16 protein-coding genes are annotated in these 15231 nt (G+C 55.0%); 6 read left to right on the top strand and 10 right to left on the bottom strand.

The features are described 5' to 3' along the window. Positions 1-2: 2 nt before the first annotated feature. Together PFEN_RS15795 and hemB are read right to left on the bottom strand one after the other, a co-directional pair. Positions 3-1100, bottom strand: a complete 1098-nt coding sequence (locus PFEN_RS15795) for a DUF1615 domain-containing protein (RefSeq protein WP_191487745.1) — start codon at positions 1098-1100, stop codon at positions 3-5. Between the two features lie 72 nt (positions 1101-1172). Then, positions 1173-2147 (bottom strand): porphobilinogen synthase, encoded by a 975-nt coding sequence (gene hemB, locus PFEN_RS15800; protein WP_191487746.1) that lies wholly within the window; start codon positions 2145-2147, stop codon positions 1173-1175. A gap of 684 nt (positions 2148-2831) precedes the next feature. Here hemB and PFEN_RS15805 point away from each other — a divergent pair. Both PFEN_RS15805 and PFEN_RS15810 read left to right on the top strand, forming a co-directional pair. Beyond that, the gene (locus tag PFEN_RS15805; protein ID WP_191487747.1) at positions 2832-3143 is read left to right on the top strand and encodes a hypothetical protein; all 312 of its coding nucleotides are present in this window, start codon (positions 2832-2834) and stop codon (positions 3141-3143) included. A 209-nt stretch (positions 3144-3352) separates the two neighbouring features. Continuing rightward, positions 3353-4042 (top strand): fumarylacetoacetate hydrolase family protein, encoded by a 690-nt coding sequence (locus tag PFEN_RS15810; protein ID WP_191487748.1) that lies wholly within the window; start codon positions 3353-3355, stop codon positions 4040-4042. A gap of 114 nt (positions 4043-4156) precedes the next feature. On the opposite strand, the gene PFEN_RS15815 is transcribed toward PFEN_RS15810, so the two are convergent. Together PFEN_RS15815 and PFEN_RS15820 are read right to left on the bottom strand one after the other, a co-directional pair. Continuing rightward, positions 4157-4747, bottom strand: coding sequence for a hypothetical protein (locus tag PFEN_RS15815; protein WP_191487749.1), 591 nt, complete (start codon positions 4745-4747; stop codon positions 4157-4159). A gap of 148 nt (positions 4748-4895) precedes the next feature. Next, positions 4896-5495 carry a TetR/AcrR family transcriptional regulator gene (locus PFEN_RS15820; protein ID WP_191487750.1) on the bottom strand — a complete coding sequence of 200 codons (600 nt, stop codon included), beginning with the start codon at positions 5493-5495 and terminating at the stop codon, positions 4896-4898. Between the two features lie 166 nt (positions 5496-5661). Here PFEN_RS15820 and PFEN_RS15825 point away from each other — a divergent pair, with 166 nt between their 5' ends. From PFEN_RS15825 to PFEN_RS15835, 3 genes are all read left to right on the top strand, one after another. After that, a complete protein-coding gene (locus tag PFEN_RS15825; protein WP_191487751.1) occupies positions 5662-6762 on the top strand; it encodes an alkene reductase in 1101 nt (366 codons plus the stop codon). Positions 6763-6957: 195 nt separating this feature from the next. After that, positions 6958-7956 (top strand): NADP-dependent oxidoreductase, encoded by a 999-nt coding sequence (locus PFEN_RS15830; protein ID WP_191487752.1) that lies wholly within the window; start codon positions 6958-6960, stop codon positions 7954-7956. Positions 7957-8233: 277 nt separating this feature from the next. Continuing rightward, the gene (locus PFEN_RS15835) at positions 8234-9046 is read left to right on the top strand and encodes an oxidoreductase (RefSeq protein WP_191487753.1); all 813 of its coding nucleotides are present in this window, start codon (positions 8234-8236) and stop codon (positions 9044-9046) included. Between the two features lie 18 nt (positions 9047-9064). Here the strand turns inward: PFEN_RS15835 and PFEN_RS15840 are convergent, their stop codons facing one another. Then, positions 9065-9532, bottom strand: a complete 468-nt coding sequence (locus tag PFEN_RS15840; RefSeq protein WP_224770976.1) for a hypothetical protein — start codon at positions 9530-9532, stop codon at positions 9065-9067. Between the two features lie 414 nt (positions 9533-9946). Here PFEN_RS15840 and PFEN_RS15845 point away from each other — a divergent pair, with 414 nt between their 5' ends. Continuing rightward, positions 9947-10285 carry a DUF6124 family protein gene (locus tag PFEN_RS15845; RefSeq protein WP_191487754.1) on the top strand — a complete coding sequence of 113 codons (339 nt, stop codon included), beginning with the start codon at positions 9947-9949 and terminating at the stop codon, positions 10283-10285. Between the two features lie 209 nt (positions 10286-10494). On the opposite strand, the gene PFEN_RS15850 is transcribed toward PFEN_RS15845, so the two are convergent. From PFEN_RS15850 to PFEN_RS30640, 5 genes are all read right to left on the bottom strand, one after another. Continuing rightward, a complete protein-coding gene (locus PFEN_RS15850) occupies positions 10495-10905 on the bottom strand; it encodes a hypothetical protein (protein WP_191487755.1) in 411 nt (136 codons plus the stop codon). A 65-nt stretch (positions 10906-10970) separates the two neighbouring features. Continuing rightward, the gene (locus PFEN_RS15855) at positions 10971-11531 is read right to left on the bottom strand and encodes a hypothetical protein (RefSeq protein ID WP_191487756.1); all 561 of its coding nucleotides are present in this window, start codon (positions 11529-11531) and stop codon (positions 10971-10973) included. Positions 11532-11817: 286 nt separating this feature from the next. Then, positions 11818-12042, bottom strand: a complete 225-nt coding sequence (locus PFEN_RS15860; RefSeq protein WP_191487757.1) for a contact-dependent growth inhibition system immunity protein — start codon at positions 12040-12042, stop codon at positions 11818-11820. Positions 12043-12211: 169 nt separating this feature from the next. Next, on the bottom strand, positions 12212-13024 hold the full coding sequence (gene imm47, locus PFEN_RS15865) for an Imm47 family immunity protein (protein ID WP_191487758.1): 813 nt from the start codon (positions 13022-13024) through the stop codon (positions 12212-12214). Continuing rightward, a complete protein-coding gene (locus tag PFEN_RS30640) occupies positions 12997-15231 on the bottom strand; it encodes a hypothetical protein (RefSeq protein WP_224770977.1) in 2235 nt (744 codons plus the stop codon). The genes imm47 and PFEN_RS30640 overlap by 28 nt, the downstream gene beginning before the upstream one ends.

The raw sequence follows: 15231 nt of genomic DNA on the forward strand, positions 1-15231 counted from the left end.
GGTCAGACGCTCGACGCCCGGGCCATGCAGCGCTGGCGACGCTCATCGACACGTTTGGCGAACCAGGCCGTGGTCAGGGTGCGGGTGATCTTCGGGCTTTCCAGGGTGATGCCCGGCAGGATCGCCCGGGGCAGCGGCTTACCGGCCGCCTTGTCGGCCAGGGCGAAGACCTTCGTGTAGACCTCGGTATCTTCGAATGCCAGGCTGTCACCTTGCTCCAACTGACTGCGAATGCTCGGATTGCGCAGGCCCAATTGCTGGCCCAGCACACGCACCGCCCGCTCCGTGGCACCAGGCAGCAGCGCGTCGTAATTGATCACGTCGCCATCCAATGCCAAGGCAATCCCTGAAACCCGACTGACAGCACTCTGGAACGCGGCATTGCGACTGGCGTACCGCCCGGCATTGAAGTCGGCGAAACGATAGATCGTCTCGGGGTAACTCACCGGGTAATCCAGCAGGTGAACGATCCCGAAGTACATCCCGCCACGCCGGCTGAACACCTCATGACGGATCGTATCCTTGATCGGATAGGGATAACCCTGGGCCTGCTTTTCGGCAAAGGCGATGCTGACCTGCATGGGCCCCGCGGTGTGCACCGGATTGAAACCGCCGAACAGGGTTCGACCCAGCGGTACCCGACCGATAAAGTCCTCGAAGATCAGGCTGAGGTCCTTCTCCGTGCGGGCGTTGTTCAAGCGTTCGCTATAGCGCTGGCCTGTTGTGGAACTCAGCTGCAAGGCGGCGCTCACCAGCACGCCAGGCACATGGGCCTTGGCCGCGCGCCGGTCGATCTCCTGCCGGGCGATCTTGCCCATGCCCGGCACCGGCGGGTCGACCTGGAAGTTGGATTCCTGCTCGGTCACGGCCAGCACGGAGCAGATATTCTCGCTGGTCGGCGCGAGGTTCCGAGCGGTGAAGGCGGCCTGGATATCGGCGGCCCAACCGGCACGGTCCACGACCTTGGCCGGCAGCAGGCGGAGGATGTCCGCCCGTACTTGCGCCGGGCTTCTTGTCAGGCTTTCCTGCGGGCGTTGGGAACCGCAGCCGGCAAGTACCAACAAGGCGGCAAGGGTCGTGCTGAACCGAGGAAAACGCATAGGCGGGCAAAGGTCCCGAGGGTGGGCGAACCCTCAGGATGAAGCAAACGACAGCGGATATCGAGCGCCTGCTCAGATCCCGTCGCGAGCAATGTCCATCGCGAAGTAACTCAGGATGATGTCCGCCCCGGCGCGCTTGATCGCCCCCAGGCTTTCGCGAACGATGCGGTGTTCGTCGATGGCCCCGGCCTGGGCACCGAACTTGATCATCGCGTACTCGCCGCTGACCTGATACGCCGCCAGCGGCAGGCGCGAGGCTTCGCGGATATCACGGATGATGTCCAGATAGGCGCCAGCCGGCTTGACCATCAGCGCATCGGCCCCTTCCTGCTCGTCGAGCAGCGATTCACGCACTGCTTCGCGCCGGTTCATAGGGTTCATCTGGTAAGCCTTGCGATCGCCCTTGAGCGCCGTGCCGCCCGCCTCGCGGAACGGCCCGTAGAGCGCAGAGGCGAACTTGGTCGAGTAGGCCATGATCGATGTGTCGAGAAAACCGGCGGCGTCCAGGGCACTGCGAATGGCCTGGACCTGCCCGTCCATGGCCGCGGATGGCGAGATGAAGTCCGCCCCCGCCTGTGCCGCCACTACCGCCTGGCGCCCGAGGTTCTCCAGCGTGGCATCGTTGTCGACCGCATCGCCATGCAGTACGCCACAGTGCCCATGGGAGGTGTACTCACAGAAACAGGTGTCGGACATCACCACCATTTCCGGCGCCGTGTCCTTGCAGATCCTTACCATGCGCGCCACCAGGCCCTGCTCGTTCCAGGTGTCGCTGCCCGTCGCGTCCAGGTGATGGGACACGCCGAAGGTCATCACCGACTTGATGCCGGCGCGGGCGTAACGCTCGATCTCGCTGGCCAGTTTCTTTTCCGGAATCCGCATCACCCCGGGCATGCTGGTAATGGGCACGAAATCGTCAATGCCTTCCTCGACAAAGATCGGCAGCACCAGGTCGTTGAGGCTGAACTCGGTTTCCTGGAACAAGCCGCGCAGGCTTTCATTTCGACGCAGGCGACGCAGGCGCGTCGTCGGAAATAGCTGAGACATCGTGTTTCCCGAGGCGGATTCAGAAGCTGCCGAGCTTAGACCAGTATCGCGCCGGTTTACACGGGTAGACGCAGAAAGGTCTGTTACGAAAACCGCAACAGTACGACACCGGGAAAACTCACGGGTTGAGCCCCTCGGCGCCCTGGACCAGGACTTGTCGGTCACGTTCTGCCCATCCGGACCTTTTGTAAGGTTGTAAGAAATCACGACATTGCAATATGTAGTGCTTAAAAATATTCACTACAAAACGGTTGACGCCTGCTTTCGGTCCTTGCATGATGGACCCGTCTCCCCGATCGGGAGCGTTGCAAAAGCTGCTGTTGTTACAACAGGCTCGACAAGCCGTCGAGCTGTTCCGGATCTGTACTGCCCACAAGGCAGATTGATGAAGCTGACCTGTCGTGATCGTCCCAACGGGCGAGAAGCACCGGCCTAACGTCCTCAAAATGCTTGTGGCTGACTTCGTTACTGTCGTCGGCGCCGTTCAAGGATAGCGCTGCTGCTTCTTCTCGTTGAAACGTTGTGTGTAGCAGGCTTTCAGGCTCGCTACACGAATCACGCCCAGGACCGGCGCCACACTCGACGGACAGCATTGTCCGCGTGCGGCACCACAGCGATTCGCCGTCTTGGCATCGATACACGCGTAAACCAGACAGATAAACGAGTGGTCAAAGGGGCTTTAACATGAATCTGAACAATCAACCAACTATCGATCAACTGGCTCGACTGTTCGCAGCGCGCAAGGACAGCCTCGACGACCATATTCTCTGGATCAGCGAAACCGGGGATGTACAACTTGACGGCCGCTCGCCCTACACCGATGAGCGTGCCTTCAGCCAGGCCCAGCCCGCGCTGTTCGCCTGCATCAAGATGTACCGTCGCGGCCAGGGTTACGTCGGCAAGAAAGCCGCCGCGGACAAGGACTTCATGGCCCGCGTGCTGCAAACCCTGAAGTCGGAATGGGCCTCCCGCCAGGCCCTGCCGAAAAGTGCTTGACGACTTGCTGTAACTGAGTCGCACACAACGCCTCATACAAAACCCGGCCATCGCCGGGTTTTGTTTTTCTAGCAACACCCCTCGACGACACCTTACAGCCGTGCAGAATCCAGAATCATGCCGGATTTGTCCAATTTCCGCTCGCCCTACTCCTCCACACTTGGGCCATGGCCACAGCCCACGGCCCAATCCCAACGAGGAGAAACACCATGAGCGAATATGTATTCGCCCCCCACGCCATTCCATCCCTGGCCGTTGAAGGCGAGTCGGCACGCTTTCCGACTCGTCGGGTGTTCTGCGTCGGCCGCAACTACTCCGAACATGCCCGGGAAATGGGTCACGACCCGGACCGCGAACCGCCGTTCTTTTTCATGAAGCCCGCCGATGCGGTGGTGCCGGCCAGCGGCGTGATCGCCTATCCGCCACTGACCCAGGACCTGCACCACGAAATTGAACTGGTGGTGGCCATTGGTGAAGGTGGCACGGATATCGACCCGGCCGATGCCCTTGCGCATGTCTGGGGCTACGGTGTTGGCCTCGACCTGACCCGTCGGGACATCCAGGCCCAAGCCAAGAAGCTCGGACGGCCATGGGATTGGGCCAAGGGTTTTGACGAATCGGCGCCGTGCACGGCCTTGCGCCGGGCCAGCACGCTGGGGCATCCACAAAGCGGCGCGATCTGGCTGAAGGTCAACGATGTCGAACGCCAGCGCGGCGACCTGGCGGATCAGATCTGGTCGGTGCCGGATGTGATCAGCCACGTGTCGCGCTCGGTAGAGCTCCAGGCCGGCGACCTGATCTTCACTGGTACACCCGCAGGTGTCGGCCCGCTGGTCGCGGGTGATCGGGTCAGCGCGGGGATCGAGGGGATCGCCACGTTCGAGTTGAGCATCGGTTAACGCTCAGTCGCCAGCCATTCGTTTAGCACGGTCCATCGAAGATCCTGCCCGCAGACAAGGCGTGATCTTCGACGGTGCATCGCCTCAGTAAGTGCTATTCGAATCCGTCAGCTTTTACACCCTCTTCTTTGCTGGCTGAATCCGTTTTTTTCGACCGACCGATTTCACCGCAACCTTCCTCCCCGGCCATAGCGATATACCTAGCGCCATCAGAATCACGGCGCCCAGACCACACACCCCTATCATCAAGAAATTCGCCTTCCACTCCTCATTCGCGACAGCTTCGCTTCTCCACGCCATCCACGGAAGGCTTGGCGACACCCTCAGCCCTTCGGCTGCCGCCCTGTCGCAGAAACGTTTGGCGATTGCGCTTTGCTCACTATCGCTGACAACAGGATCAGGGTGACGGCTATATCTCGGTGTATCTGGCGGCGTCCAGGTTTCCTGATGGTGACGAGCGAAATCGTCGCCGTAGCTGAACGTCGCCGAAACGTCCCACCACGAGCTCTGTTTGCTGTAGCGCATGTTCATCGAACATTGATCGACTCGAGCCACAACCGACGGCCAGTCGCGCGCTTGCCAAAGCGTGGCGGCGTCGTAAAGCGCCATGCCAGCGCAAACGAGGAAGGTTAGCCCGAACAGCATGAGGACAATCGAACGAATACCGGAGAAAAAGGTTATGACCCAGGTAAAAAATCTCTGCATGATTTCCCTTGAGAGGTAGCCTTTAGTTTCTCAAATCGAACTCAAAGACCCGATACGCCCGCCACGGGAATACGTACCTCTGACTGACATCGTAGACATGCGGTTCACAGTGCTGCTTAGCTTCGCACCAAACGTTACGGTGCCTGATTCAATTTTTGCGACTGCGCACCTGGCTGTCCATGACCGGCAACGACGTCAGCAGCTCCCTACGGCAGACTTCGAGTATTTCATCCGCAAGAGGAGAGTCATCCGGACACGCCCTCGACAACATTACCGCACCTATTGCATGCGCCAGTAGATCGATCATTTTTGCTCGAACATCTTGCTGTGGTGCATCCCTTCCCGCCTGATACTTTTCCTCAAGCGCTGCCAGCAGGTTTTCAACTCCGCTGACAAAGGTCGCCTTCAACTCATCTGACTGACGGGCAGCATCACCACACAGCGCTGCCATGGTACATCCTCCTCCCCTGCCGTCTCGGTGATCCCTCGATACGTACACATTTATAAAGCCGGCAACATCGAGGTCATAGGTATTGGCGAGAGATTGTGAAAGGCTTTTCTCAGTCGCCTCGGCCATCAAATCTGCCTTGGAGCCGAAGTGTTTGTAAAAGCCGCCCTGGGTAAAACCGGCAGTGGCCATCAGCTCCGCCACCCCCACACCATCGTACCCACGCTCACGAAATAGCTCTGAAGCGGTCTCCACAATATGAGCTCGGTTGGCGAGCGATTGGGTCTTGGTGATCCTCATTACGTGCCCTCTGCCTGCTAAATCAATGGCCCGACTATACTATGATGTCGACCATAATCAAAACCGTTGACATTTTTGATTATGATCGACATCATAAATTCACTGTCGCAAATCTTTGCCGGCACGGCGCAGATCACCACCATCGATCAACGATTAGGGAATCGATATGAATGACGAGACTTTGTTTGAGCCTTACAGCCTCGGCTCGCTGACGCTTTCCAACAGAATCGTAATGGCGCCATTGACGCGAAACCGCGCCAGGGCAGATTTTGTGCCGAGTGAGTTTGCCGCCACCTATTACAGTCAGAGAGCTTCCGCAGGCCTGCTGATCGCCGAGGCTACCCAGATCTCACAGCAAGGACAGGGTTATCAAGACACACCTGGGATTTATACGCAGGCGCAGATAGAAGGATGGCGCACCGTCACAGAAGCCGTGCATGCGAAGGGTGGACATATTTTCCTGCAGCTCTGGCACGTCGGGCGAGTGTCCCACGTTGACCTCCAGGAAAATGGCGCAGCGCCAGTAGCACCCTCTGCGATTCGCGCAGCGACCAAGGTCTTCGTCAATAATAACTTCGTGGATGTTTCGGCACCTAGAGCGCTCGAAATCAGCGAACTTGCTGGCATCGTCAACGCGTTTCGACAAGCCGCAAAAAACGCGATTGTCGCAGGTTTTGATGGCGTGGAAATCCATGGCGCGAACGGCTATTTGCTTGATCAGTTCCTTAAGGACGGAGCTAATGTTCGAACGGATGCCTACGGTGGCTCGGTTGAAAATCGTGCTCGCTTGCTACTCGAAGTCACAGCGGCTGTAGTGGATGAAATCGGTGCTGAGCGAACAGGTATTCGTATCTCTCCAGTTTCCCCCGCCAATGACGTTTCCAGCACCGCCCCGCAAGCCCAATTCGACTACCTCGTCGATCAACTGGACGCCTTGGGCTTGGTGTACCTGCATGTGGTCGAAGGCTCAACCGGCGGGCCGCGCGACGTTGCGCCCTTTGACTTCGGCTCCCTGCGTCAACGCTTCAAAAATACCTACATCGCCAACAATGGCTACGACCTGAACCTAGCCATCTCGACATTGGCCGAAGACAAGGCCGATCTCATAGCCTTCGGACGTCCGTTCATTGGTAATCCTGATTTGGTGGAGCGCCTCAAGGCCGATGTCGCTCTGTCCGCATTCAACCCTGCCACTCTGTATGGCGGCGGCGCGGCTGGCTACATCGACTATCCGAGGCTGACTGAAAGCGCTCACCCAAAGTACTGATGCGCGCCTTCCAGGCGATGCATTTATTACCTTTCGACCTCTTCTGCAGAGAATCCAGCTATGAGCATCCCTACGAGCGCCGGCAGCGGCCTTCCTTCTTAGCAGTTTTACACCCGAGTTTTGTGACGAAAGCAACAGCATTCCTGGAAATCTGAAGCGGTTAGGCCCACTTGAAGCGATGAGAGTTGAATCAACATGAAGGCATTTACAATCGACCGTTACGGTAAAAAGAATGGACGCGTAAGCGAGGTACCTGCCCCTGAGGTGGGTGCCTATGACGTTCTTGTTCAAGTGCATGCCACAAGCGTCAACTTGCTCGATTCAAAGATCCGGACAGGCGAATTCAAACTGATCTTGCCGTATTCGTTCCCGTTGATATTGGGAAATGACTTGGCGGGGGTAGTCGTTAGCGTGGGGTCCGCTGTAAGCCGCTTTAAACCAGGTGATGAGGTTTACGCGCGCCCTCCACAGGAGCGCATAGGTACATTCGCCGAGCTGACTGCGGTGCACGAAGACGCGCTCGCGCTGAAACCCAGAAATATCAGCATGGGAGAGGCTGCCTCACTCCCGCTGGTTGCACTGACGGCCTGGCAGGTGCTGGTTGAAACCGCCAAGCTGAAAAAAGGCCAGAAAGTCTTTATCCAGGCCGGCTCCGGTGGAGTCGGCAGCATTGCCATCCAGCTCGCCAAGCATCTGGGCGCCTTCGTCGCGACAAGCACCAGCACAAGCAATGTTGAATGGGTCAAGGCTCTGGGAGCAGACGTTGTCATTGACTACAAGAAGCAAAACGTCGAAAGCGCTCTGCAGGACTACGACATAGTATTGAACAGCCTGGGTCCTGATGAGCTGGAAAAATCGCTGAGTATTCTCAAGCCTGGGGGCCAGCTCATTTCCATCTCTGGACCGCCGACGCCGCAGTTCGCGCAAGAGAAAAAGCTGTCCTGGGTACTTGGACTGGTCATGCGTGTATTGAGCAGCAGTATCCGCAGAAAAGCACACAGGAAAAATGTCAGATATGCGTTTGTTTTCATGCACCAAAGTGGTGTTCAACTGGATGAAATAGCCGCGCTTGTCGAGTCCGGAATAATAAAACCCGTGATCGATCGAACCTTCCCCTTCGAAGCGACAGCCGAAGCCTTGAGCTATGTCGAACAAGGCAGATCGAAAGGCAAAGTAGTGATTAAACTGGTATGACCGAACGCCTGAGTCGATCTCGAAATAATGACGAAAGCGAAACGGATAAAACTCAAGTAGATCACATATTAAACAACAGGTTCAGGTTGCCAGACGAGACGTCTGAACGTGTCTTACTCGGACGCTCAATTAGAGCCTCAAGACAAGGACGGTTTCATTATCACTGTGGGAGGTGATCGGGAACGGGCGAAATTCGCCATTGAACTGTGATCGCCATATTAAAAATATCAACGATAAAAAATCGTTTACATCTAGCCCTTACGGCATGGAGTATTAAATGAGTACATCTTCTGGAAGAACCGCGATAGTGACCGGTGCATCATCTGGTATTGGTCGTGCTACTGCTGAGGCTCTGGCGCGGGCCGGTTATACGGTGTTTGGCACGAGCCGTAAGGCCGTCGACAGCCCAACGCAGGTGTCCATGCTGACTTGTGATGTGACGGATGGTGATTCTGTAAGTGCTGTCGTTTCCACTGTACTCGCGCAGACCGGGCGGATCGACCTTTTGGTAAATAATGCCGGCGTCGGCCTGCTGGGGGGCGCCGAGGAGTTCTCGATCTCACAGGTGCAGGCGCTGTTCGATGTCAATTTGTTTGGAGTCATCCGCATGACTAATGCGGCACTACCGTCGATGCGGCAAAGTGGCCAAGGGCGCATCATCAATATCGGATCTATTTTGGGATTAGTGCCTGCGCCCTACTCCGCTCATTATTCAGCGGTCAAGCACGCTTTGGAAGGTTACTCGGAATCTCTCGATCATGAGGTTCGAGCTTTCAATATTCGAATCTCGGTCATCGAGCCTGCATTTGTGCGTACCGTCTTCGACCAAAACGGCATTGAGCCGGATTCGCGATTGAGTGAGTACGATCAAGCCCGAGCTGGGTTCAGGGCACTGCTTGGCGATGTGATGCCGAAAGCCGATCTTCCAGAAGTCGTGGCGGCTGTAGTAGTGAAAGCGGCGACCGACGACCACCCTAAGCATCGCTATACTGCCGGCAAGGTAGCACAGCAAATCCGTATGTTGCGCCGCTTTGCCCCCGCAAGTTTTTTTGATAAAACCTTGCGCAAGCAATTCCGCCTACCGGTCTGAACGCCGCTCAAATTGGACTCAAAGGCTCGGTACGCCGGCGACGGGAATACGCGCCTCTGATTGGGTAACATCGTAGACATGCTGTTCACAGCGGTCACCCACAAACTGAAACTCCACCAAATAAACCTTGCTTCGTTCCGGTTTGAAAGTGCTTCTGAGCGGACCGCATCGGTAGCGACTGCTGATGCTCTCGCCACTGGCGTAACCCAGCACCTCGAACGGTTGATCGGCGTCGGCCTGTACTTCCAACTGCGGGAAGTGCTTCAACGTTGCACTGTGGACCGTTTCGTTGAGCGTGGCAATCCAGCCGAACACCTTGCCCCGACCGGTATCCACCACGGTTCCCTGCACATCCATGCGCCGATCAGGATCGGTTGCGCGCCTGATCGAAAACTCTACTGGGTAGGTGGCACCCGACGCTTTCAGAATGGCCTTGAAGTGGGGGCACTCAGCGGGACGAAAGAGGCAATGAGCGATACCGCTCAAGCTGCATCGTCCTTGATGATTGCCAGGGGCGAATTGTAACGCAGCGCACACTTGACGTCTGTGACGATGTTGCCCGGCGCTTTCGTGCCCAGCGAGAGAACTCTCTTTCCCTTGAGTGAAATTTCCTAGAAAATCCTGAGCGCTTGTTTGCGCCTGATCTCGCGGCTAGGCTTCATTCCGTCACTGCCAAATCAGTGGCCGGGTTTAGCAGCTCGTTTTTACCGAGGCACGCAAGTGCTACCTTCCGTTCAAGCGGCGTTTTTTTTGCGTCTGCTGTTCTTTATGGTGGCTGTGCGTGGGGCACTTTCGAGTGCGCCGGGTCCCTTGGTAACCGGTCTGCTAACCCGCGTACAGTCGCCACCCATTTCGTTTAGCAGCGATGTCTGGCGACTCCACTTACCAAGGAGTTTTGCCATGTTCAAGGTCACCCCCAATCCACCTGCAACACCTGATGTTGAAAGCATCGACCCTCGTGCCGCCGACCGGGCTTTGTCTCACTACAACCTCGGTCCGGACGCCAGTTCGAAATCCGCCCAAAACACAGTGCTGCATGGCCATCTGCCTGCCCCCAGACATCAGGAAGATGCCTTGGTCAACGTCTACTCGATTCTGCAATCCGCCGCAGCAACCGCCTATGAAAACGCCGACAACCAAACCGGCTCGAACCGCAAGGTGGCCATGGGCGTGGTGCACTTGATTGAGCTGGCGCAGCTGAAAATGGACTCAGTACTGGATGGACAGGCCGTCAACTGACAGCACTCAATCATTGAACGGGAAGCTGTGCTTCCCGCTCCGTCGAAGATCATGCCCACTGACAACGCAAGATCTTCGATGGTACATCGCTTAAGTAAGCACTATTCAAATCCATCCCCTTTTAGTACATCCCCTTTTAGATACAATTCTATGGCTGATCGTACAGGCGGGTTCAGCACACGCAATGCGCGGCCAAACACCTGATTGGATTAACCACGAATGCGACGTTCAGTGAACTCATAATCTTCCTGACAATCGCCGGAAGGGTCTGACGCCACATTCACGTAATGCACCGTGTCGGCATCAATCAACTTGTAGGTGTAGATATCTGGCAAACGCACTCCATTGGTTCTCAATTCATTCCTGCCATTGGCAGCAGACCAGCTACCATGTTCGGTTTGAATCGGCTGTGTCTGCTGCGCATCCCGGAAAAAGGTGATGGTGAAGCTGCCGTCGGGTTTGAAGTCATTGTTCCAGGAGAGGAACCGGCATTTGCCGCTTTCAGTCCGCAGGCCTTTCCATGAACCAATCAAGGATGGGTCGTTGGCCGGCTTGTTGGTGGCACAGCCACCTAGAGTTGCAGCCAGGACGATAAGGGCCAGGGAGAAATTCCGTTTCACGTAGCACTTCCTTCTTCAAATGGATTCTGTGTGTTGCGACGGCTCAGCGTTGACTCAAATCGGCCTCAACGGCCTGGTACGCTGGCCACGGGAATACGCGCCTCCGATTGGGTGACATCGTAGACATGCTGTTCACAGCGATCATCCACAAACTGAAACTCCACCAAATAGACCTTGCTTCGCTCCGGTGTGAATGTGCTTCTAACCGGGCCACATCGATAGAGACGTCCAATGCTCTCGTCACTGGCGTAACCCGAAACCACGAACGGCTGATCGGCGTCGGCCTGTACTTCCAACTGCGGGAAGCGCTTCAAAGTTGCGCTGCTAACCGTTTCGTTGAGCGTGGCAATCCAGCCGAACACCTTGCCCCGACCGGTATCCACTACAGTTCCCTGCACATCCATGCGCTGGTCAGGATCCGTTGCGCGCCTGATCGAAAACTCTACTGGGTGGGTGGCACCCGACGCTTTCATAATGACCTTGGCGTGCTGCGCATCGACGGTCACTTTGTTCTGGCGCAGTTGGATACCGTCCTTGAGCAAACTGGGGGAAGAGTCTCTGACGTTGGATTTACACCCAGGTAATGTCAGAATCAGGCTCAACATTAGCAGTGACGTTTTTTTCATGAATACTCCATGTACACTGTTAAAAGTTACTTGTTGCCAGACTGAAATATCTCAGGCGCGGGCAACGTTATCCGTTATTTTTTTACAGCATCAGCAACTGCGAGAATAAGGGGCAATAGATTCAAACAAAAAGAGATGAATTTAGTCTCAGATACGGTTAACAGGACTACCTACTTACTCACGCACAAAAATAAATCAATCCCTTTTCAGCCTTATACCTTGCCGAATTTTTCACGAACCTCATCAACCATTGTTCGCAAGTAATACCTTGTGAACCCGGATAAAATTAGCATCCCGCCTTATCAACGAGTATCGCTCTTAGCTCGTCTTTCGAGGGCCTCAACGCCAGAAGCATATCAATCTCCAAAGCTCCGGCTGAAAGTTTTTCTTTCGGTTCAGAGGCAGTAACCATCTGGAGAGCAGAGATATCGCTATCAAACTCCTCAAGCCAATCCTGATAAAAATAGCAGCCTAGTAATTGCCCAAGCGCATTTAACCTTTCATATTTCATAACATTACTTTAAACACTACCGAAAGTAGACGGATTTATTTTCAATGCATCTTACAGGACTACCACCTTACTCACGCACAAAAATAAATCCGTCCACTTTAGGTCCTAACTTTCAGTTCCGAAAGAGCTAAGAAGCCTCACTCAAGCGTCTCCCCTTTTCTTCACAACACTATTCAACATTGTTCCTGTAGAAATATTTTTTCCCAGCCTCCCACTGCAGGGACGCAATTCTATTTACGTAATTCAAGACGTCTTGTACACATCTATCGTCCACATCCTGCCCATAGAACACAGGGCACTTTTCTCCACTCCAAACTGAAAGCAATGTTGGCGCATTGGCAAGCGGGAACTTTCTTTTTGAATGTCTCGACTGAGCAACAGCTTCAATCAAAGCTTTGCATAGCGCTCCTGGATGCACAAGCGCACCATCATAGTAATACGCTCCTTTCACAAGCGACTTAGCAAATCCAGAGAACTTCTTGGATAGTTCTGTCAGATCAACCTCTCCACCAACATAGCCCCACGGAAAAATCCTGTTGATAGCTGACAATATATCTTGTGAAATTGACTCATCGGCATACCCATCAAGCAAGGCAAACAAATATGGAACCACTTCTGGCGAAATAGTATCTGGCGCAGTAACAACAATAGTCAACACATCATCATAATCAAGCTTTTCAAGGAGACCGCATAAAAATGCAACATCCTGATGGCGAGCAGTATAGCAATACAGTCGAATTGCTTGTTTTCTTACTAACGTATCCCCACAAGAAATAATTAGCTCTTGGAGTCGCGTCCGAACCGAAAAATCACCGTGCTTCAGACACTCACAAACAAACTGAAGCTCACCAAGTTCGCCGACAGGATTCAAGAGAATGTTTTCTTGAATCTCCGATTCCGGCCCGAACCATACTCCTGGGTGCAGGATATCAAATCTCGACATTTTTTCTCTCATTAACGAAGCCCCTGCTGTCGCTGCCATAATAACACTTGGTTCTGAAACGTCGTAGCCTCAGTATGGCTTGGATTTAATCCAAATTGAAACACCCCATCTGGTGAACTTTGATAAATTTTCAAAATAGACGCATTTGGCTTTCCATAGCCAAGATCACTATAGAACGATAAATCAAGCCCATCTAGCTTCGACGCGCGGATAGTAGACTCACCGGTGAATGTGATATTAGATACTGTGTTTTCACCCCCAAAGGAGAGTCCTTGGATATGGTGTCCCTTTGGCAAGTCACCCGATTGCGCTGCTGCCTGATATTCCGCTCGCGCCGCTTGGAGATCACCACCAGAAACGATCGCTGTACCAGGAGCATCGGGATCTGGAAAAAAACTCGGATTCTGAAGATGTAACTGCTTTGCCTGTTCATAGTACGGGCCATATACCTGCTGTCCTGCGGTAGAAGCTTGATCCGCTACCGCTGCGCCATCGCCCCCTAGTCCGCTGCTCCCCCGCCCAGCGTCATCTACAAAATGCTCGCTGACAGCTATCGTCCCAGAAGGATAGTCGCCGGATAGCTTTCCAGGCGAGCCTTTTGTGCTGGCACCAACCTCTATAACATCTACTGCCCCTTTTACATCATCTACCCCCCGCCCAGCCAGAACCAACTCGTCGCTAAGTTTAGCAAGGTTACTGAGCTCCGTAACCTTGGTTACCTTTCCAACCCCAGCAACCTCACCCGGCCCCGGAATCAGCAGCGTCGCCAGATCAACGGTGGTTTTCCCCGTTTGCAGCCCCTTCTCGTATCTATTGTTTTGCAGCCCGAAAACAAAATCTTGACCACTTTTCGTGGTCAGCCAGTTGGTAACCATGTCCGAGCTAGGCTCGACAAAAGGATCGAGAAGGCTATTCGCGGCGTCTAATGGGTGACCGGATAAAAGCTCATTCCCCAAAGATGCGATTGATCGGACGCCAGACCAGGCACTTAACCCCCCACCTACCAACCCACCCAAGTACGGATCAGTCGCTCCGTGCTTGCTGTCACTGTAATCAAGATTCAGCTTGTAATAGTCAACCAGATTGGCCGTATTGAACCTGTCGGAATCGCCCAAATATCTAATATTGACATTGTAGTCCTTGAACTCAGCCGAGTGAGCAACGTTGTAGTTCTTTATCAGACTCAACGTTTCATCGGGGGTATAGGCCTTCCCCCCGTTTTCAAGCGTTGCAGCAACACTGTCATACCGAGCTGCCAGTGGTGAAAGCGCACTTCCCAGATGCTCCAACGTTTTCGCATCGAACTGACTGTCCGCCCCCCCTATCGTTTGCTTCCACTGCGCATCCGTATAGAAAGCAAACGCGCGCGCCATTCGCTTCTCGGCTTCGGCCGGAGTGATACCCAACTGGGCGGCCAGCTTAGGGGCTTCTTCTTCGATCAGGCGTGCTTCTGTAGGGTGAGCCTGACGGTTGTATTTATCGATATTGCCAGCAATAAGGGCTCCGCTCGCCTGCGCGACCGAACCATTGCCGCCTGCCATCGCGGCTCCCACGCCGGCGGCGATCCAGGTGCCGAGAGCATCGCGATTCTCTGGTCCGATACCGTTATTTTTCAGCACCTGGTCCAAGGTCGGCATAACAGCCGCCGATGCGCCAGCGCTCAGCGCGCCATTCGCCGCCGTACCGCTGGATAAGCCCTGCAATGCACCAGCCAGGCTATGCAGCAAAATACGCGCCGAGCCACCTTCAGCCCACACCGCCTGCTGGCTCGTGTCCTTGCTGCGCGTCGCATCGGCCAATTGCTGGTCAGCATAATCGCCGATTTTCTTATAGGTATCCGCCGCCGTGGTATTGGCCACGATACCCAGCGCCGTCCCCCCTCCCGCGCCACCCAACCCAGCGGCAAGCAGGCCCGTGGCGATATCGGCCATGATTCGCTTGTCGCCACCGATGTTCCAACTGGCCGCATCTGCCGCAGCCGCTTTCGCAGTTGCATTCGCGGTCGCTAGCTGCGCATCCGACATTACCCCTTTTGACTCTTCCGCCTCTTTTGCCAGTTTATTCGCGGTATCCGACTTGGCTTTGGCAACCGCGCTTACGATGCCGGTGGCCAATTGCACGGTGCTTTGAATAAGGTCGATGCGCTCCTGCATCGCTTTCTGGTCAGGCTTGTCCAGCTTCTGGTTGGCGTTCGCGGTATCGCGATTGAGTCCGACCAGGTCATTCGCACCCTCGGCACTACGCAC

The sequence above is a fragment of the Pseudomonas sp. FEN genome (assembly GCF_904067045.1).
Lineage (GTDB): Bacteria > Pseudomonadota > Gammaproteobacteria > Pseudomonadales > Pseudomonadaceae > Aquipseudomonas.

Coding starts and splice junctions, on each gene's coding strand:
- PFEN_RS15795 (WP_191487745.1), bottom strand. CDS start 1,100: ATGCGTTTTCCTCGGTTCAGCACGACCCTTGCCGCCTTGTTGGTACTT.
- hemB (WP_191487746.1), bottom strand. CDS start 2,147: ATGTCTCAGCTATTTCCGACGACGCGCCTGCGTCGCCTGCGTCGAAAT.
- PFEN_RS15805 (WP_191487747.1), top strand. CDS start 2,832: ATGAATCTGAACAATCAACCAACTATCGATCAACTGGCTCGACTGTTC.
- PFEN_RS15810 (WP_191487748.1), top strand. CDS start 3,353: ATGAGCGAATATGTATTCGCCCCCCACGCCATTCCATCCCTGGCCGTT.
- PFEN_RS15815 (WP_191487749.1), bottom strand. CDS start 4,747: ATGCAGAGATTTTTTACCTGGGTCATAACCTTTTTCTCCGGTATTCGT.
- PFEN_RS15820 (WP_191487750.1), bottom strand. CDS start 5,495: ATGAGGATCACCAAGACCCAATCGCTCGCCAACCGAGCTCATATTGTG.
- PFEN_RS15825 (WP_191487751.1), top strand. CDS start 5,662: ATGAATGACGAGACTTTGTTTGAGCCTTACAGCCTCGGCTCGCTGACG.
- PFEN_RS15830 (WP_191487752.1), top strand. CDS start 6,958: ATGAAGGCATTTACAATCGACCGTTACGGTAAAAAGAATGGACGCGTA.
- PFEN_RS15835 (WP_191487753.1), top strand. CDS start 8,234: ATGAGTACATCTTCTGGAAGAACCGCGATAGTGACCGGTGCATCATCT.
- PFEN_RS15845 (WP_191487754.1), top strand. CDS start 9,947: ATGTTCAAGGTCACCCCCAATCCACCTGCAACACCTGATGTTGAAAGC.
- PFEN_RS15855 (WP_191487756.1), bottom strand. CDS start 11,531: ATGAAAAAAACGTCACTGCTAATGTTGAGCCTGATTCTGACATTACCT.
- PFEN_RS15860 (WP_191487757.1), bottom strand. CDS start 12,042: ATGAAATATGAAAGGTTAAATGCGCTTGGGCAATTACTAGGCTGCTAT.
- imm47 (WP_191487758.1), bottom strand. CDS start 13,024: ATGGCAGCGACAGCAGGGGCTTCGTTAATGAGAGAAAAAATGTCGAGA.